This is a genomic window from Streptomyces albus subsp. albus, assembly GCF_000719865.1.
Lineage (GTDB): Bacteria > Actinomycetota > Actinomycetes > Streptomycetales > Streptomycetaceae > Streptomyces > Streptomyces albus_E.
On sequence record NZ_JOID01000027.1, the window covers coordinates 32,380 to 50,500 of the forward strand.

An 18,121-nucleotide genomic window follows, 5' to 3' on the forward strand; every position below is an offset into this window, starting at 1 on the left:
CTCAGCCGAGGGTCTCGGCGGCGGTCGGCGAGGACTCGCGCAGGAAGGTGCTGCAGCGCTCGTACTCCTCCTGCTCCCCGATCGCCTGGGCGGCGCGCGCGAGGGCGTGCAGGGAGCGCAGGAAGCCCCTGTTCGGCTCGTGCTCGAACGGGACCGGTCCGTGGCCCTTCCAGCCGTTGCGGCGCAGGGAGTCCAGGCCCCGGTGGTAGCCGGTGCGGGCGTAGGCGTACGACTCGACCACGCGGCCGTTCTCGTACGCCTCGTCGGCGAGCTGGGCCCAGGCCAGCGAGGAGGACGGGTACTTGGCGGCGACCTCGGCGGGGGCCGAGCCGGAGGCGAGCAGTTCGCGGGGCTCCGGGTCGTCGGGCAGGCGGGTCGGGGGCGGTCCCCCGAGCAGGTTCTCGTGTGTGGCCATGCGCCCAGTCTGCCTGCCGGGCGCGCGGAACGGACGGGCGCGGTGGGGTGCGGCCCGTGGCGCGGCCCGTGGCGCGGCCCGTAACGCGGCCCGTGGTACGGGCTCCGCCGCGGGGAGCCCGGACGCACGGAAGCCCGGCGGCCGGGACCTCTACGGTCGCGGCCACCGGGCTTCCGGTGCGCACTGCGCGGCGCGGCGCCGCCGCCGGTGAGGCCGCCGCCGGTGAGCCGGTACGGCACCGCGGCGGGTCGCTTCAGGCGGTTACTTCAGCTTGGTGCCGGTGGAGCGGAGGTGGGAGCAGGCCTGCGCGACGCGCTGCGCCATGCCCTCCTCGGCCTTCTTGCCCCAGCTGCGCGGGTCGTAGGTCTTCTTGTCGCCGACCTCGCCGTCGACCTTCAGCACACCGTCGTAGTTGCGGAACATGTGGTCCGCGACCGGGCGCGTGAAGGCGTACTGGGTGTCCGTGTCGAGGTTCATCTTGACGACACCGTTCTCCAGCGCGGTCAGGATCTCCTGCTCGGTGGAGCCGGAGCCGCCGTGGAAGACGAAGTCGAACGGGTCGGCCTTGCCGGCCTTCGCGGCCACGCCGTCCTGGAGCTCGCGCAGCAGGTCGGGGCGGAGGACGACGTTGCCCGGCTTGTAGACGCCGTGCACGTTGCCGAAGGAGGCGGCCAGCAGATAGCGGCCGTTCTCGCCGAAGCCCAGCGCCTCGGCGGTCCGCTCCACGTCGGAGACGGTGGTGTAGAGCTCGTCGTTGATCTCGTGCGAGACGCCGTCCTCCTCGCCGCCGGTCGGGGTGATCTCGACCTCAAGGATGATCTTGGCCTTGACGGCCTCGGCGAGCAGCTCGCGCGCGATGGCGAGGTTGTCGTCCAGGATCTCGGCGGAGCCGTCCCACATGTGGGACTGGAACAGCGGGTTGCGGCCGGCGGCGACGCGCTCCTGCGAGAGCTTGAGCAGCGGCCGTACGTAGCCGTCGAGCTTGCCCTTGGGGCAGTGGTCGGTGTGCAGCGCGATGTTGACCGGGTACTTCTCGGCGACGATGTGCGCGAACTCGGCCAGCGCGACCGCGCCGGTGACCATGTCCTTGCTGTACTGGCCGCCGAGGAACTCGGCACCGCCGGTGGAGATCTGGACGATGCCGTCGCTCTCGGCCTCGGCGAAACCGCGGAGGGCCGCGTGCAGGGTCTGGGACGAGGTCACGTTGATGGCCGGGTAGGCGAACTTGCCTGCCTTCGCCCGGTCGAGCATCTCGTTGTAGACCTCGGGGGTTGCGATAGGCATCTGTCGGCTCCTTGTGAATGTGCCGGTTATTCGAGTAGGCCCTGACCTAGGGGCGACATCATCGTCTGGGGGTCATCCTCCCAGATACGGCGTTCCGCTCCACACCACCCAAGCGGACGAACCGGACGCGGCGGTGAGGGTTTCACGTGAAACCCCCCGACCGTGGCTGAACTCCCGTTCGCGGGGCGGATTCTGGCCCCTTCGACCCCGGGCCCGGAAGGGCCGAACGGGACGGCGACGACCGCCGGACGGGCCGCAAGCGGGGCGGGCCGGACGGGTGACCGGAACGGGCCGGGCACGACCGAGGCCCGGGCGCTCCGGACGGTCCGGGCGCTCCGGGCGGTCCGGGCGGTCCGGGCGGTCCGGGCGGTCCGGGCCCGAGGGTCCGTACGGCCCGGCAGCCCGGAGATCACCATGTGCCCGGCAGTCCGGCAGTCCGGCAGTCCAACGGCTCGGCAGCCCGGACGGGGTGGCCCGGCCACCCGGCTCCGGACGCCCCCCGGCCGCCGCGCTGCCCAGCCGCCCCACCTGGCCGGCGGTCCGGCCTTCGGTGGCTCGGTGGTCCGGTGGCTCGGTGGTCTGCGGCTCGGTGGTCTGCGGCTCGGTGGTCCGGCGGCCCCGCCGGTGTCTCAGAGCCCCAGGTCGTCCAGCCCGTACGCCTGGTAGTACGGCAGTCCGGCCTCCGCGATCGCGGCCGCCGCGCCGCGCTCCACGATCACCGCGACCGCCACCACCTCGGCCCCCGCCTCACGCGCCGCCTCGACGGCCGTGAGCGGGGAACCGCCCGTGGTGGAGGTGTCCTCGACGATCAGCACCCGGCGGCCCTTGATGTCCGGGCCCTCGATGCGCCGCTGCAGCCCGTGCGCCTTGTGCGCCTTCCGCACGACGAAGGCGTCGAGCCGGCGCCCGCGCGCCGCGGCGGCGTGCATCATCGACGTCGCCACCGGGTCGGCGCCCAGCGTCAGCCCGCCCACCGCGTCGTACTCCAGATCGGCGGTGAGGTCGAGCATCACCTGCCCGGCGAGCGGGGCGGCCTCGCCGTCCAGGGTGATCCGGCGGAGGTCGATGTAGAAGTCGGCCTCCCGGCCCGAGGAGAGGGTCACCTTGCCGTGCACCACGGCCTTGTCCTTGATCTGCCGCAGCAGGGCATCACGCACGTCGGTCATGGCCACGAGACTATCCGGGGCCCCGGCACCCGCCCCCGGCACCGGTGGCACCGGGCCGCGCACCGGCCGTCCCCGGGCCGCGCGGGAACCGATGGCAGCGGGACGGGCGGCGGCGCGACCGGCAACAGCGGTACGGGCGGGGCCGGGCCGGAGCAACGGCAGCCGGAGCAGTGCGGGTCGGAGCAGCACGCGGGCCGGAGCAGCGCGGGCGAAGCGGCCCGGCTCAGAGCCGGCGCCAGCGCCACGTGGTGGAGATCTCCAGCGGGTCGATCGGGGTGACCAGGCGCGGGGCCGTGTTGAGACCGTTGGGCGGCCCCGACTGCGGCTCGACGCACACGGCCTCGTCCTGCTCGTCGTAGACCACGACCCACTCGGCCCGGCTGGTGATCCGCAGTTCCAGCCGCCCCGGCCAGGTCAGGGTGACGTCCACGCCGTCGGGCATGCCGAAGCAGTCGTCCCACGGTCCGGGGCGCGGTTCGGTCCGACGGCCGGTCGGGAGGTGGTCCTCGCCGCGCTCCTCCTGCCAGGCGGCGTCGAAGGAGATCCGGACGCTCTCGCCCTCACCCGCGCCGCCGCTGCCCCCGCTCCCGCCGGCGAGGTGCCGCAGGAACCAGGGGTGCCAGCCGGCCTGCGCCGGGAAGGAGTTGCCGTAGGTCTCGACGCCCATCTTCAGCGTCAGAGCGTCCTCGGCGAGCTCCACGAGCTGGGTGACGCGGCCGGTGTACGGCCAGGGGTCGCCCAGGTCGTAGGTGAGGACGGCGGCCGTGCCGTCCGCGCGGACGGTCCGCCACACCTGGTCGCGGCCGGTGCCGTGGATGGCGTGGGGCGGGGAGTTGAGCGGGAGTTCATGCCGCTCGGCGCCGTCGCGGAACACGCCGTTCGCGGTCCGGCCGCACCACGGCACCATGGGGAAGGAACCGTATCGAGGGCCCTGTCTCAGCAGTTCGGTGCCGTCGATCCGCAGCGAACCGAGCCGCCCGCCCAGCTCGGGCCGTACGGTCACCTCGGCGTTGCCCGCCGCCAGCAGGACTCCGGCCTCCGGGGCCGCTTCGGTCGTCTCGTGAGTGCTCACACACCGACCCTATGCGAGTCCGGGCACCCGGCGCGGCCCCGCCTTTTCCGCCACGGCCGCCTCCAGGGACGCGGGTTGACGCCACGGCGCCCCGCGATCCGGGGCCCCGGCTCCGGCGCCGCCACCGGACCCGGCACACGCCCCGCCTGCTGACGTCCAGCCTTTCCCTCCGGCCACTCCGGCCGGCACCCTGACGCGGCGGCGGCCCAACACGGTCGTCGGGGCCCGGCGCGAGGCGCCGGAGACGGTTGCCCGAGACGGTGTGCCGATGGACGGCTGCGGTGGCGTCCGCGCGGCCCTTCGGCCGGGCGGGGCGGGACCCTCTGGCACCGCCCGCACCGCCCGGGCCGCCGGGGCCGCCGGCACCTGCCCGGGCCGCCGGCTCTCCGCCCGGGCCGTCAGCGCCTGCGGCGGAGGACGCGGCTGACGATCACCGCCGAGGCGACGAGGGCAGCGGCCACCGGGGCCGCCCAGCGCAGGGTGTCACCGGCCGAGGCGGGCTGGGGCGCCGGTACGGGGGCGTAGCGGCCCCGGGGCGGCGCGTGGTCCACCTCCTCGGCGCTGCGGCCGATCATGGTGCGGCGGGCGTGGGCCGCTTCGGCGGGCGGGGTGTCGTCGTCCGCTTCAACGAGGTCGTCGGCGAGGGGGTCGAGGGAGGAGGGCGGCACCTCGGTCTCGTGGACGGACGCCGCCTCGGGCGCGGTGCCGCCCCCGGCTTCGGCGGCGGCGCCCGCCGCTTCGGGCGTGCCGGGCAGCCGGGGCTCCTTGTCCCGGGGCTCCTCGCCGCGGGGCTTGTCACCGGCTTCCCGCCCGGCTCCGGACTTCCCACGCGGCCCGGAGTCCTCGCCCGGCCCCGGCTCGCCGGTTCCCGGCTTCTCCCCGGGCCCGGCCTTCTTGTCCGGCGCCGGCGTCGCCGCGTCGGGGCCCGGCTCGGGGGAGGGGATGCCGGGGATGACGGGTTCGTTGTCGTCGGCCCGGCCGAGGCCGCCGCCCTCTCCACCGGCCGCACCGCCGGCGTCCTCGCCGCCACCGGCCGGTCCGGTCTCCTTCCCGGAGCCGTCGCCGCCGGCGTCCCGGCCGTCCGGTGCCGCACCGTCGCTGCCGCTGCCGCCGCCGTTCGCACCGCCGCGGCCGGCGCCGCCTGGACGCTGCCCGCCGGGGGCCGGGACGTCACCGTCGCCGTGTCCGGCGCGCCGGCCCGTGCCGGCGCCGTTCTCGCCGGAGGCCGCGGGAGCCGAGGGGGGTGCCGGACGGACCGGGGTCTCCTCCAGGTCGGCGGCCAGCGCCGCGGCGAACCGGTCGAGCAGGCGCTGTCCGGCGGAGGCCGCGGCCTTGTCGTCCACCTCGGCGAGCCGCCCCCGGCTCCGCACGGTGCCGCCGCACGCCAGGGACGTGCCGCCGTCGGCGGCGTTCAGCCGCAGGACGAGAGCGAGTTCGACGGAACCGTCGCCGCGCGCCTCCGTTCCCTCCGCGTCGAGGGCCAGCTCGCCGCCGTCCCGCTCGGCGAGACGGATCGTGCCGTGATACGTGATGGTCGAGCCGCCGGCGCGGAGCCGCAGCCGGCCCGCCAGCGTGCTCGGACCCGACGCGGCGTCCCACTGGAATCCGGGGACGCAGCGGGCGACGCGCTCGGGGTCGCCGAGCGCCTGCCGTACGGTCCCGGGCGGAAACGGAACGAACACCTCATGCTCCATGGCAGCCGAGCCTACCCAGCGGACGCGTTCCGGCACCCGTGTCCGCGCCATTTCCGGTGGCGCGCCCGGCCCCGCCCCCGGTCGTGCCCAGCCCGCCCGCCGCCCTTACTCGTCTCGTCCCGTCCGGAGCCGCTCCACGACTGGAGCGACGCGCCCGGGGCCGCGCCGCCCGCCGGGCCGCCTCCTCCGGGTCACGGCGGCACCGCGCCCCCGGACCGGGAACACGGGGCCCCGGAGGAGCCCCCCGGCACCCCACCGCGGCGAATCGTTCCAGCGCAAACGGCGGCCGGCGGGCCTCAATACCGCGGATGCGTCAGCGTCGAGGCCCGCGCGCCCGCCACCCGCAGGTCCTCCGCCGTGCGCTCCGCCGTGCGCAGTGTCCGCGGGGTCAGCGAGAGCCGTACGGGCGCGCCGGGTGCCAGGCGCGGGCGCTCCGGTGCGCGGGCGGCGAGTAGGAACCCCCAGGTGCGGGACGGGTGTTCGGCCTCCGTCGAGCGGTCCGGCCCGGCGGCGTAGGCGGACCGCCGGCCGCCCACCGCGTACGGCGCGGTGCGCAGCCCGGCCGCCCGCAGGGTCGCGTCGACGGTCCAGTACGTCCGGGGGTGGGTGTCCGGCGCGCCCGCGTGGACGACCAGCCGCCCGCCGGGCGCGAGGGCGCGCCGCGCGAGCCCGTAGAACTCCCGGGAGTAGAGCTTGGCGCCGGCCGTGATGCCGGGGTCGGGCAGATCCGAGACGATCACGTCGTACGGCCCCCCGCCGCCCCCGTCCGCACCGTCCTCCCGCAGCCGGCCGAAGACGTCTCCGGTGACCGTCCGCACCCGGGGGTCGGCGAGGGAGTCCCGGTTCAGCCGGGAGAGTCCCGGGTCGCTGCGGCCCAGTCGCAGCAGCCCGGGGTCGGGCGCGAACACGGTGACCGAGCGGACGTCCGGGTACCGCAGCACCTCGCGCAGCGCGAGGCCGTCCCCGCCGCCCAGCACCAGTACCCGCGCGCGCGGGCCGTCCATCGCCGGGTGGACGAGGGCCTCGTGATAACGGCAGGCGTCGCGTCCGCTGAATCTCAGCCGTCCGTCGACGAAGAGCGAGAGCGGAGCACCACCGCCGGCCCCGCCCGGCCCCCCTGTGAGCACGACCTCCTGGTAGTCCGTCCGTACGGCGACCCGTACGTCGTCCCCGTAGACGGCCTGCCGCGCGGCCCGTTCGAAGGACGGCACCAGGAACGTTCCGGCGGCGAGGACCGCGAGCACCAGGCCGTTCGCCGTGATCAGGACCAGCCGGGCCCGGGCGGTCAGATCGCGGCCGAACAGCCACAGCACCAGCGCACCGCCGGCCAGGGCGTTCACCGCCCCGGTCAGCAGGGCGCCGCTCAGCTGGCCCAGCAGCGGCAGCAGCAGGAAGGGAAAGGCCAGACCGCCGGCCAGCGCGCCGGTGTAGTCGGCCGCGAAGAGGTCGGCGACCGCCCCGCCCGCGTCCTGCCGGCGGACGCGCTGGATGAGCGTCATCAGCAGCGGCACCTCGGCGCCGATCAGTACCCCGATGACGAGCGAGAACCCGACCAGCACGGCGTGGGACGCGCCGAACCAGACGAAGGAGGCGTAGAGCGCCGTGGCCGAGCAGCCGCCGGCCAGCGCGAGCGCCGCCTCCACCAGCCCGAAGGCCACCGCGGCCCGGCACCGCAGCCGCTTGGCCAGCAGCGAGCCGGCACCCATGGCGGAGACCATCACGGACAGCACGACGGACGCCTGGGTGACCGAGTCCCCGAAGAGATACGAGGCCAGCGCCACCAGTTCCAGTTCGTACACCAGCCCGCAGGCGGCGCAGACGAAGACCGCGGCCAATACCAGAAGTCGTCCCAGCCCGGCCGGTACGGGCAGCCGCACCGGGCTCTCCGGCTCGTCCGGCGCGACCGCGCGGGACAGGAGCCGTGGCTCAGGCGAATCGATCATGCGGGGAACGCTACGTGAGCCGTCTGCACGGCCCTGTCACCCACAAGGGTTGTCTCGGAGGGCGCCGGGGGCGCACTACAGGGGGGCCATCCTCCGGGCGCCGACCTGGGTGCGCGTCGTGACGAGCGCCCCCTCCTGCGGATAGGCGTGCCAGGTGCGCCATCGCACCCGGCCCTCGCAGCGCTGGACCAGCATGGCCGTGAAGGCGTGCGGATCGCCGGGGAAGGTCCCGGCCAGACCGTTGGGGTGGTCGGCCACCAGGGCGAGCAGCTCCTGCGCCCGGCCGGCGAACGACCCGCGGGACAGCGTCTCGACGCGCGCCGCGAACTCGTACTCCCAGCCGCCGATGCTCTCGGCGGCCCCGAGGGGCAGCGGGGTGCTGCTGCCGGGTATGCAGGCCACCGTCTCCGAGCAATGGCTGTCCCCTTCCTTGATGATCACTTGATGGGAGGCGCCGAGCAGGCGCAACTGCACCTCCGCCGGCCCCAGCCGCAGATCGAGAACGGCCAGCGCGGGCAGGGGTTCCTTGCCGAGACACCAGGCGAGATCGGCTGCGCGGGTGTCGGAATAAGCGGTTTCGAGAGTGGTGAGCATGGGTCGGCTCCGCAGCACGCAGTGGATGGTGGGCCGGCCCGCCTCGGAGAGAGGACCCAGGAAAGATCACTCGCCGGCTCGTGCCCACGTGGGGTGTTCCGATGAATACGGAATCATGAAGTGCACGGTGCCCACAGCGTTTTTACCCATCTTCGACGGGTTTCCATGCCCCAGGGGGTGCGGGTGTTCACCTGTTCAAAAACCATCAGATAAAACGATGTTGAAGAAGGTCCATGGCATATGCGAGACGGCATGGGCCGGACGCATGACCCGGCCGTGGCCGCGAAAGTGACGCCGACCGCCCCGTGCCGGTCGGCGTCACTCCCCCCGTGTGCCCGGCAGCGCCGGGCGCCCCCGCGGTCAGCCGCCCCCGCGGCCGGCCCCCGCGGTCAGCTGCCCCCGCCGCAGCCGCCGCCCCCGCCGCAGGACGAGGAACCGCCCCCGCAGGACGAACCGCCGCTGTCGGACGAACCACTGTCCGACGAAGCGCCGTCCCCGGCCCACCAGCTGGAGTTGCCGGAGCCACCGGAGTCTCCCCCGCCGCTCCGCCCCCGCGCCCGGCTGCGCTTCCGGTTGCGCGCGGACTGACCGCGCGCCCCCGCAACCGCCGCCAGCACCACGGCCAGCAGCACCGCGAACACCACGAATCCCATCACTCCACTCCCCTTCTCGTCCCCCGAAGCGAGCCCCCCGCTCCGCAGTGTGCGGGGGAGATGCCCGTCGCGTCAGGAGGTGAAAGCAGAGTTGAGCAAATCCAGAGGTTCGAGCGCCGAAAGGCCGCTCGGGCCCCGCCCCGGGTCCTCTCCGCGAGAAACCCTGCCCCGCATCCCGGAGTTGCGGACCGCCGTCGCCGGCCACCAGCGCGAACGAACGGCCACCATCGGCTCGGCGGGCAGAACCACCTCGTCACCGGCTGGAAGGCCGGCTGGGTCAAGGCTTGCCGGCCCACCTGTTCTGCTCACAAGGTGAGCATCCGACCGCGCCTCTTCACGGACCTGCGCCCATCGATCCCAAACGACGTGCACGGCCTCCCAGGGTGGAACCTTCGAGCACGCGCCCCGGAAATTCCCAAACAGCGTGCACCCAGCGCCGTCCGGCCCGCGGCTTCTACTGTCCTTCCTGACGCCGGGGGATCACGCGACACCCTCGCCATGGAGCGATCCCCCTCGACCCAGGAAGGAACCACGTGCAGCTGAGGCTGATGTACGTCATCATCGCGGTCCTCGCGGCGCTTGTCGTCGCTGTGGCCGGCAGCTTCGTCACCGTCATCGAGGGAGGGCGTCCCACCGCGGCCCTCAAGACCGGGGCGGTCGCCTTCGCCGGCGCCCTGACGCTTCTCATCGTGGTCATGGGGGCCGTGGGCGTGGTGGGCTCGTGAGCGACACGGAGGCCCTGCGAGGGCACACGCAGGACCGGCATCCCGCCTCACTCGACCAGGTGCTCGTGAAGGTGCGACAACACCTCACGCAGCTCTCACGGCTCATGAACACCACCGACGCGACTCGGCTCGTCCTCGGCCTGCTGTACCTGAGCCGGACCGCGCGCGCCGCCTCCGGGCCCGGCGTACCGACATGGTCGTGGCTGCTGAGTCAGCCGGCAGGGCGCGGCCTCCGCGCCGCCGTCACCAAGTGCCTGGTCCACTGCCTCCCCGCGATCGAGGACCAGGACGCCGAAACGGGCACGGTGAGCCTGTTACCCGTTCCGCCTCCTGGCTCCGAAGGACCTCTGCACGCTCTCGTGCACGCCATCGGATCCACTCAACAGGTCGGGCCCCTGCTCGACCAGTGCCTACGGGACCTCTCGTCGGCCCGGGCCGACGGCGGCAACTACTTCACGCCCGGCGACATGGCACGCCTCATGGTCGGCGCGGCCGTCCCCCTCGACGGACACAGGGTGCTGGACCCGGTTTGCGGTTCGGGCGGGCTGCTGGTGGAAAGCCACCGCTACGTCCGCGAGCGCGTCGGGCTGAACCCGGCCATGTCGCTGCGGGGAAGGGACCAGCACGCCCCCACCTCGCAGGTGGCCCGGATGAATCTCTCGGTGCGGGCGATCGCGGCCGACATCCTTCCGCCCGGGGACAGCCTGGCGGAGCCCGAAACCGAGCCCCACGACATCGTCCTGGCCAATCTTCCCTTCAACCAGCGGGACTGGATGCCGGGGGAGAGGGCAGAGGAGAACGCCCGCCGGCCGGGCCCTCCCCTCCCCGCCGATCCCCGGTGGCCGGAGGAACCGCCGCCCCGGGGATCCGCCAACGCCGCGTGGATCCAGCACATCTCGCACGCGCTGGCCCCGGCGGGACGCGCCGTCTTCCTGATGGCCGACACCGTGGCCACCAGCCGGCAGGACACGCCACGGCGGCTCCGCGAGCGACTGCTGCGTGACGACCTCGTCGAGTGCGTGATCGCCCTGCCGCTCCGCGTGTTCGGGCACTCCAAGGCCTCCGCTTGTCTGTGGGTGTTCAACAAGGACAAGAGCGCCCGGACCGGCTGGGGCGTCCTGGACCGTCGCGGGCAGGTGCTCTTCATCAACGCGCGCCGGGCCTTCGAACCGGTGCCGGACTCGAGAGCACGGAAGCTGGGCGACAAGAACACGGCTCTCATCCTGGACACGCTCGCAGCCTGGCGTGGTCTCCCCGGGAACAGCGCGGCAGCGGCGCCGTACAGCGACACAGCCGGCTGGTGCCGGAGTTGTTCAGCCGAAGAGATCGCCGACCGCGCGTACAGCCTGATGCCGACTTCGTACGCCGCGGAGCCGCCCGGCCCCGAACGGGACACGCGGCACCGGATCGAACGGCTCAAGCTCGAACTGGCCGATGGGTTCGACCAGATGCGCGATCTGGAACTGCGGCTGCTGGATGCCTTGGAGGAGATCTGATGACGGATGCCGAGTCCGAGCGGGCCGGCTCGGGGACGGCGGCTTGGCGGACGACTTCCCTCAAGGCCGAGGAAGTCCGCAGAAACATCCGCACCACCTGCGGTTTCCTGGACGACGCGACCGCGGATCAGGCTCTCGGAGTCGTCAGCTCGGCGTTCGTCAGGGATGGCAGGATCCTCGCTCCCCGGGCCACTGAGCGCGCGCCGGGCCGCCCCCTACCCAACCGGGCGACCCTCGGGGAGGGCGACCTGGCCGTCGTACTCGTCCGGCGGGTGGGCGAATCCGCGCTGGTCACCTCGGAGCACGCGGGATGGACAGCGACCAGGTCGATCGGCATCGTCCGCGCTGAGCCGCTCATCGTGCGGTGGCTGCGCATCTGGCTGCAGACCCCCACGGCCAAGGCCCGGATCGACGAGGACGTAACGGCACACGTCGAGCCCACCATCAGCCTCGACACCCTCCGCCACATGCCGTTGCCGCTGCCCCCGCCGGACGTCGTCACCGCCTACCACCGGGTCTTCGGCCTCATCGAGGAGATGACCTCGCTGTACCGGGAGACAGCGCGCAAGGCGGTGGAGCTGGCGGACGCGCTTCACGACGACTGGGTCTCTTCCGGTCCGTCGCGGGAAACACGAGCGCTCGCGGAGGTCGCCCAGCCGAAGTCGGGCAAGGGTTCCGAACGCTCGCTCCCCCCGTCGCCTCCGGGACCCGTCATCGATGTGATCGCCCCCAGGGACCTGTACGACCTCCCCGTGCCTCACGTCCAGAGGTTCCGGCTGAGCGGCCCGGCCGACGGCGGCGGAATCCATCCGCCGGGAACCCTCGTGCTGAGCACCCGTTCCGACGGCGCGCATATCGCTGTGCTGGGCCGGCCGGCGACACCGCTCAGAAGCGTCGTTGCCGTACGGCCCGTCGAGAACGAGGACGGTTGGTGGCTGCTCCACGAACTCAGAAGCCGGAGCGGTGCCATCGCCGAGCTGGCGCAAGGCCAGAACGGCCGGGAGATCTCCGCCCGCGCCCTCAAGGGGCTGGAGATCGCCTGGCCGGACTGGTCCACCCGCGCCGGCTTCCACAAGGCGGCCGGACCGCTGCACGCCGCGGCGCGGCTCCTGGTCTCCAAGATCGCAACGCTGCACGACCTGCGGGACGCGCTCCTGCGTGACATCTCGGCGAAGGCCGGTGTCCTCCGGGAGCCGATCGCCGAGCGGGAAGAGCGGAGCGCCGGCGTCCCTCGTCCCCGAGCTCCCCGTACCACCCCGCGGGGACAGGACCGGTGAGGTGATGAGTCAGGATGACCCTCAGGCCGCTCGCAGGGGATCCGAGTGAGGGACGGTGGAGAGATGAGTATGGGTAACAGGCCGCTGCTGAACCGAAGGCTGGACGGGCTCGGGACGACGATCTTCGCGGAGATGTCGGCACTCGCGACCGCGACGGGCGCCATCAACCTGGGCCAGGGCTTCCCCGACACCGACGGCCCCGAGGAGATCCGCGAGGCCGCCGTCCGCGCCCTGCGGGAGGGGAAGGGCAACCAGTACCCGCCCGGCCCGGGCGTCCCGGAGCTCCGTTCCGCGGTCTCCGACCACCAGCGGCGCTTTTACGGCCTCTCCTTCGACCCCGACACCGAGGTCCTGGTCACCGCCGGCGCCACCGAGGCCATCGCCGCCGCTCTGCTGGCGCTGCTGGAGCCGGGCGACGAGGTCATCGCCTTTGAACCCTTCTACGACTCCTACGCCGCCTGCATCGCGATGGCCGGCGCGCGGCGGGTGCCGCTCACGCTGCGCGCACCGTCATTCCGTCCGGACCTGGACGAGCTGCGGGCCAAGATCACCCAGCGGACCCGCCTCCTTCTCCTGAACACCCCGCACAACCCGACCGGGACGGTCCTCACCGCTCAAGAGCAGAGCGCCATCGCCGCACTCGCCGTCGAACACGACCTGCTGGTCGTCACGGACGAGGTCTACGAGCACCTGGTCTTCGACGGGGAGCACCTGCCGCTGGCGTCGTTCCCCGGGATGCGCGAGCGCACGGTCACCATCAGCTCGGCGGGAAAAACCTTCTCGTTCACCGGCTGGAAGGTCGGCTGGGTCACGGCGAGCGGCCCGCTCGTCGCCGCCGTCCGGACGGCCAAGCAGTATCTGACCTATGTCAGCGCGGGCCCTTTCCAGTACGCGATCGCCGAGGCACTGCGCCTGCCGGACGCGTACTTCGACGGCTTCCGCGCCGACCTCCGCCGCAAGCGCGACCTGCTCGGCGACGGCCTGCGCGCGGCCGGGTTCGAGGTTCACCAGCCCCAGGGCACGTACTTCATCACCACCGACATCACGCCCTTCGGCGAGAAGGACGCCTACGCCTTCTGCCGCGCGCTCCCCGAACGCTGCGGCGTCGTGGCCATCCCCAACTCCGTCTTCTACGACGACCCGGACGCCGGACGCAGCCAGGTCCGGTTCACCTTCTGCAAGAAGGACGACGTCCTCGCCGAAGCCGCGGACCGCCTGCGGCGCCTTGCGGGCTGAACCCGCGCCGGCCGTCTTGCCGCAGCGCGTTCCCGGGAGACCTGGTGGCCCGAGAGGAGCCGCGGGAGCGATGCCGCCCCCAGCGGCTCCCCAGCCGGGACGGGCACCGGGGTCCTTCGTCAGCGGGCGTCCGTTTCGGGCTCCGGGCGCGGGAGCTCGTCGAGGTCGAGGGTGAAGGTGCGGCCGTCGGCCAGCGGGATGGGGAGCTTGCCCGTGCCGTACTTGTGGGTGTGTGCCGCGATGTACCCCTCGGCGGTCGGCCGGGTGTGGAGAACGACTTCCTGGGCGTAGGGGTCCACGACCAGATAGATCGGAATGCCGTAGCGGCCGTACTTCCTGGTGCAGTCGTCGTAGTCCTTGCGCGCGGAAGAGGTCGAGACGACCTCGGAGATCAGCAGGACGTCTTCGAAGCTGTAGCGCTTGCCGTCCCGGCGGGCGTCCTCGCGAAGGATCGCCAGATCGGGGGCGGAGTTCTCGTCCGCGGGGAAGTCGATGTAGACGTCGGAGGTGACCTTCGCGTGACGGCCGAGAGCGAGAGCGGAGTCGATCTGCATCGACCTGATGGTGCTGGAGTGCTCTTCGCTCTGCGGAGTCATGATCACCTTTCCGTCGGCCCCGAACAGGAGCGTGTACCCCTTGGGGAACTCGGTGTGCACGATCGCGTCGACGCTCATGGACGGCTCCTTCCCGTATGAGGTCAGGATACGGCGGGCAGCACCGGGTGACCGAGCCCAGCGGTGTGGCTGTGAGAACGGTCCCGGCCGTTTCCGGGTCCGTCGCGGTTCCGGCGCCCGGGGGGCGATCCGGCCTCACGGGGACGGCCGGAACGCGCGCGAGCCCGGCCGGGAGGCCGGGCTCGCGTGGTGCTGTGGAGCGTGGTGCTGTGGGGCCGGGGCGGCTCGGCTCGGTCAGGCCTCGCCGTCGTCCTTCTTGTCCTCCGGCTCGGCCGACTCGACCTCGGCCTCCAGGCCGAGTTGCTCGACGAGCCACTTGTCGAACTCGATCGAGGCCCGCACCCAGCTGACCGTGCTGGAGACGAAGTGCTCCAGGCTGACCCCGACGCCGATCAGCATCTGCGCCTCACCGATCAGACGGACGGTGCCGTCGTCGTTGGTGTGGGTGTAGACCTTCGGCCACAGGGTGCGCCGGTTCCAGTCGTCGATCGCCTCCAGCAGCTGGGGCTTGCTGTCGATCTCGTGCGCCCGGTCGTAGAACGTCCGGACGGAGAAGACCTGCTGCTCCTCCTCGCCGCGGAACATGAAGTACGTGCGGAACTGCTCCCACGGCGCGGCGAGGTCACCCTCGTCGTCGACGACGTACTTCAGCTCCATCTGCTCCAGGAGCTGCTTGACCAGGTCCTGATCGGGGACGACGGGACCGGGCGGCGGCCCCGACGGCTGCTGTTCGGGCTGCTGGCCCCCGAAATTCGGAATCGAGGACGGGTCGATGCTCACCGTGGTTTTCCCTTCAGACGGTTCCTGCCATCCTCCCCCACCGCGGGCGGGGGCTGGCAAGTGCGGGCCGCCGAATCCGGCGCGCGGCGTGTCAGCCCGTCCCGGCCCCCGCGGCTGCCCGTCCTCGCGCGCGGGCTCCGGTGAGCCTCCGCCCGGCCTCCGGACGGACATCCGGAGGCCGGGCGGGGACCGTACGGGGACGACGGGGCCGGAGCCGGGCGGGGCTCCGCCTCAGTCGTCCGTGCCGGTCCGGTCGGCCGCGCCGACGGCCAGGCCGCGGCCGTCCGCCGCCACGTCGACCCGCACGGTGTCGCCGTCCCGGACGGTGCCGGCCAGGATCTCCCGGGCGAGCTGGTCGCCGATCGCCGTCTGGACCAGCCGGCGCAGCGGCCGGGCGCCGTACGACAGATCCGGTCCGGCCTCCGCCGCCCCGGCCCCGTCGGCCGCGGCCCCGGTCCCGGCCTCCGCCTTCGGCGCGTGGCCCAGCCGGGACAGCCACTCCAGGGCGTCCTCGCTGACGTCCAGGGTGAGCCGGCGGTCGGTCAGCCGCCGCTGGAGCTGGTCGATCTGGAGCTGGGCGATCCGCTTGAGCTGGCCGGTGCCCAGGGCGTGGAACACCACCAGATCGTCGAGGCGGTTGAGGAACTCGGGCCGGAAGGAGGACCGCACGGTCTCCAGCACCCGCTCCTTCTTCTCCTCCTCGCTGATCGCCGGGTCGACCAGATAGTGCGAGCCGAGGTTGGAGGTGAGGATGAGGATGGTGTTGCGGAAGTCGACCGTCCGCCCCTGTCCGTCGGTGAGCCGGCCGTCGTCCAGCACCTGCAGCAGGATGTCGAAGACCTCGTGGTGGGCCTTCTCCACCTCGTCCAGCAGGATCACGCTGTACGGGCGGCGGCGCACCGCCTCCGTCAGCTGGCCGCCCTCCTCGTAGCCGACGTAGCCGGGGGGCGCCCCGACGAGCCGGGCCACCGAGTGCTTCTCGCTGTACTCGCTCATGTCGATCCGGACCATGGCGCGCTCGTCGTCGAAGAGGAAGTCGGCGAGCGTCTTGGCCAGCTCGGTCTTGCCGACACCGGTCGGGCCGAGGAAGAGGAACGATCCGGTGGGCCGGTCCGGGTCGGAGATCCCGGCCCGGGTGCGGCGCACGGCGTCCGAGACCGCGCGGACGGCCTCCCGCTGCCCGATGAGGCGCTTGCCGAGCTCGTCCTCCATCCGCAGCAGCTTCTGCGTCTCGCCCTCCAGCAGCCGGCCGGCGGGGATACCGGTCCAGGCGGCGACGACGCCGGCGATGTCGTCCGGGCCGACCTCCTCGCCGACCATGCCGCCGCCCTGCAGATCCTTCTGCGCGGCGGTGGCCTCCTCCAGCTCCTTGCGGGTCTGCGGGATCACCTCGGAGCGCAGCCGCCCGGGGGTGACCCAGTCGCCCGTCTCGGGCGCCTTGCGCTCGGCCAGCTCCAGCTCCGTCTCCAGCTCGTCGAGGCGCTTCTTCAGCTCGCCGACCCGGGTGTGGATGGCCTTCTCGCTGTCCCAGCGGGCCTTCAGGGCGCGCAGCTTCTCCTCCTTCTCCGCGCGCTCCCTGCGCAGCTTCTCCAGCCGCTCGCGGGCGTCCGGGGAGAGGTCCTTCTCGCGGTCCTGCTTCTTGAGGAACCTGCGCTTCTCGTCGCCCACTTCGATGGCGAGCAGGGACTCCTCCTCCATCATCTGCCGGTCGACGGCGCGCTGGAGTTCGTCGATCTCGACGGGCGAGGAGTCGATCTCCATCTGGAGGCGGGACGCGGCCTCGTCGACGAGGTCGATGGCCTTGTCCGGGAGGAAGCGGGAGGTGATGTAGCGGTCGGAGAGGGTGGCGGCGGCGACCAGCGCGGAGTCCGCGATCTGCACGCCGTGGTGCGCCTCGTAGCGCCCCTTGAGGCCGCGGAGGATCGCGATGGAGTCCTGCACGGAGGGCTCGGCGACCAGCACCTGCTGGAAGCGGCGCTCCAGGGCCGGGTCCTTCTCGATCCGCTCCCGGTACTCGTCGAGCGTCGTGGCGCCGACCATGCGCAGCTCGCCGCGGGCCAGCATCGGCTTGAGCATGTTGCCCGCGTCCATCGCCGAGTCGCCGCCGGCGCCCGCGCCGACGACGGTGTGCAGCTCGTCGATGAAGGTGATGATGCGGCCCTCGCTCTCCTTGATCTCGGAGAGCACGGTCTTCAGCCGCTCCTCGAACTCGCCGCGGTACTTGGCGCCGGCGAGCATCGCGCCGATGTCGAGCGCGACCAGGCGCTTGTCCTTGAGCGACTCGGGCACGTCGCCCTTCACGATGCGCTGGGCGAGCCCCTCGACGACGGCCGTCTTGCCGACGCCGGGCTCACCGATCAGGACCGGGTTGTTCTTCGTACGGCGGGAGAGCACCTGCACGACGCGGCGGATCTCGGCGTCACGGCCGATGACCGGGTCGAGCTTGCCCTCGCGGGCGATGGCGGTGAAGTCGGTACCGAACTTCTCCAGGGCCTTGTAGGTGCCCTCCGGGTCGGGCGTGGTCACGCGTCGTCCTCCGCGGTTGTTCTGGAAGGCTTTGAGCAGCTCCTCGGCGCTCGCGCCCTGCTGGCCGAGCAGTTCACCGGTGCGGCCGCCCTGGGCGGCGAGGCCGATGAGCAGATGCTCGGTGGAGATGTAGGCGTCGCCGAGCTCCTTCGCGCGCTGCGAGGCGTCGGCGGCGACCGCGAGCAGCTCGCGGTCCGGCTGGGGCGGGGCGACGGTGGAGCCCTGCACGGCGGGCAGCGCGCCGAGCAGCCGCTCGGCCCCGGAGCGCAGGGCGGCCTGGTCGGCCTCGACGGCGGCCAGGAGGTCCTGGATGTTCTCGTTCTCCTGGCCTTCGAGCAGCGCGAGCAGAAGGTGGACGGGGGTGATGTCCGGGTTGCCCGCGGACACGGCACGCCGACCGGCCGCGCTGATCGCTTCCTGGCTCCTGTTGGTCAGCTCGGCATCCACGTGACCTCTGCTCCTCTCCTGCGGTTCCTGCTCTGGTGCACCTGAATTAAGTTGAGTCTACCCCACTCAAGGGTGGGACGGGCGGGGCTTCCTGCCCAAACTCCGGGGCCGCGGGGCACCCGGACGCCCTCGTCAGCGG

At 72.9% G+C, this 18,121-nt stretch carries 15 protein-coding genes; 4 read left to right on the top strand and 11 right to left on the bottom strand.

From position 1 onward, the window contains the following. Position 1: 1 nt before the first annotated feature. The 8 genes from IF83_RS0124150 to IF83_RS0124190 all read right to left on the bottom strand — a co-directional run bounded on the left by IF83_RS0124150 (position 2) and on the right by IF83_RS0124190 (position 8,821). Positions 2 to 415: a DUF3151 domain-containing protein gene (locus IF83_RS0124150; RefSeq protein WP_019707210.1), complete on the bottom strand. Its 414-nt coding sequence runs from the start codon at positions 413 to 415 to the stop codon at positions 2 to 4. Between the two features lie 261 nt (positions 416 to 676). Continuing rightward, positions 677 to 1,699, bottom strand: coding sequence for a class II fructose-bisphosphate aldolase (fbaA, locus tag IF83_RS0124155; RefSeq protein ID WP_030547559.1), 1,023 nt, complete (start codon positions 1,697 to 1,699; stop codon positions 677 to 679). A gap of 629 nt (positions 1,700 to 2,328) precedes the next feature. Next, positions 2,329 to 2,865, bottom strand: coding sequence for an orotate phosphoribosyltransferase (gene pyrE / locus IF83_RS0124160; protein WP_030547561.1), 537 nt, complete (start codon positions 2,863 to 2,865; stop codon positions 2,329 to 2,331). A gap of 223 nt (positions 2,866 to 3,088) precedes the next feature. Further along, entirely contained in the window at positions 3,089 to 3,937 is an 849-nt protein-coding gene (locus IF83_RS0124165) for an aldose epimerase family protein (RefSeq protein ID WP_030547563.1), read from the bottom strand. 398 nt (positions 3,938 to 4,335) lie between these two features. Further along, positions 4,336 to 5,631, bottom strand: a complete 1,296-nt coding sequence (locus IF83_RS0124175) for an SRPBCC domain-containing protein (protein ID WP_030547565.1) — start codon at positions 5,629 to 5,631, stop codon at positions 4,336 to 4,338. Between the two features lie 296 nt (positions 5,632 to 5,927). Next, positions 5,928 to 7,574: a polyamine aminopropyltransferase gene (locus tag IF83_RS0124180; protein WP_030547572.1), complete on the bottom strand. Its 1,647-nt coding sequence runs from the start codon at positions 7,572 to 7,574 to the stop codon at positions 5,928 to 5,930. 75 nt (positions 7,575 to 7,649) lie between these two features. Next, a complete protein-coding gene (locus IF83_RS0124185; protein ID WP_030547574.1) occupies positions 7,650 to 8,168 on the bottom strand; it encodes a DUF2617 family protein in 519 nt (172 codons plus the stop codon). A gap of 389 nt (positions 8,169 to 8,557) precedes the next feature. Next, positions 8,558 to 8,821 (bottom strand): hypothetical protein, encoded by a 264-nt coding sequence (locus IF83_RS0124190; protein WP_030547576.1) that lies wholly within the window; start codon positions 8,819 to 8,821, stop codon positions 8,558 to 8,560. A 533-nt stretch (positions 8,822 to 9,354) separates the two neighbouring features. Between IF83_RS0124190 and IF83_RS0124195 the strand changes: the two genes are divergently transcribed. From IF83_RS0124195 to IF83_RS0124210, 4 genes are all read left to right on the top strand, one after another. Further along, on the top strand, positions 9,355 to 9,546 hold the full coding sequence (locus tag IF83_RS0124195; RefSeq protein WP_030547578.1) for a hypothetical protein: 192 nt from the start codon (positions 9,355 to 9,357) through the stop codon (positions 9,544 to 9,546). Next, positions 9,543 to 11,042: an N-6 DNA methylase gene (locus IF83_RS0124200; RefSeq protein ID WP_030547580.1), complete on the top strand. Its 1,500-nt coding sequence runs from the start codon at positions 9,543 to 9,545 to the stop codon at positions 11,040 to 11,042. The genes IF83_RS0124195 and IF83_RS0124200 overlap by 4 nt, the downstream gene beginning before the upstream one ends. Further along, the gene (locus IF83_RS0124205) at positions 11,042 to 12,319 is read left to right on the top strand and encodes a restriction endonuclease subunit S domain-containing protein (protein ID WP_030547582.1); all 1,278 of its coding nucleotides are present in this window, start codon (positions 11,042 to 11,044) and stop codon (positions 12,317 to 12,319) included. The genes IF83_RS0124200 and IF83_RS0124205 overlap by 1 nt, the downstream gene beginning before the upstream one ends. A gap of 69 nt (positions 12,320 to 12,388) precedes the next feature. Next, the gene (locus IF83_RS0124210) at positions 12,389 to 13,555 is read left to right on the top strand and encodes a pyridoxal phosphate-dependent aminotransferase (protein WP_030547584.1); all 1,167 of its coding nucleotides are present in this window, start codon (positions 12,389 to 12,391) and stop codon (positions 13,553 to 13,555) included. A gap of 119 nt (positions 13,556 to 13,674) precedes the next feature. On the opposite strand, the gene IF83_RS0124215 is transcribed toward IF83_RS0124210, so the two are convergent. The 3 genes from IF83_RS0124215 to IF83_RS0124225 form a co-directional block, all read right to left on the bottom strand. Continuing rightward, positions 13,675 to 14,229, bottom strand: coding sequence for a Uma2 family endonuclease (locus IF83_RS0124215; RefSeq protein ID WP_030547586.1), 555 nt, complete (start codon positions 14,227 to 14,229; stop codon positions 13,675 to 13,677). A gap of 234 nt (positions 14,230 to 14,463) precedes the next feature. Beyond that, positions 14,464 to 15,009 (bottom strand): YbjN domain-containing protein, encoded by a 546-nt coding sequence (locus IF83_RS0124220; protein ID WP_030547589.1) that lies wholly within the window; start codon positions 15,007 to 15,009, stop codon positions 14,464 to 14,466. A gap of 231 nt (positions 15,010 to 15,240) precedes the next feature. Next, positions 15,241 to 17,982, bottom strand: a complete 2,742-nt coding sequence (locus tag IF83_RS0124225) for an ATP-dependent Clp protease ATP-binding subunit (protein WP_030547591.1) — start codon at positions 17,980 to 17,982, stop codon at positions 15,241 to 15,243. Positions 17,983 to 18,121: the final 139 nt, after the last annotated feature.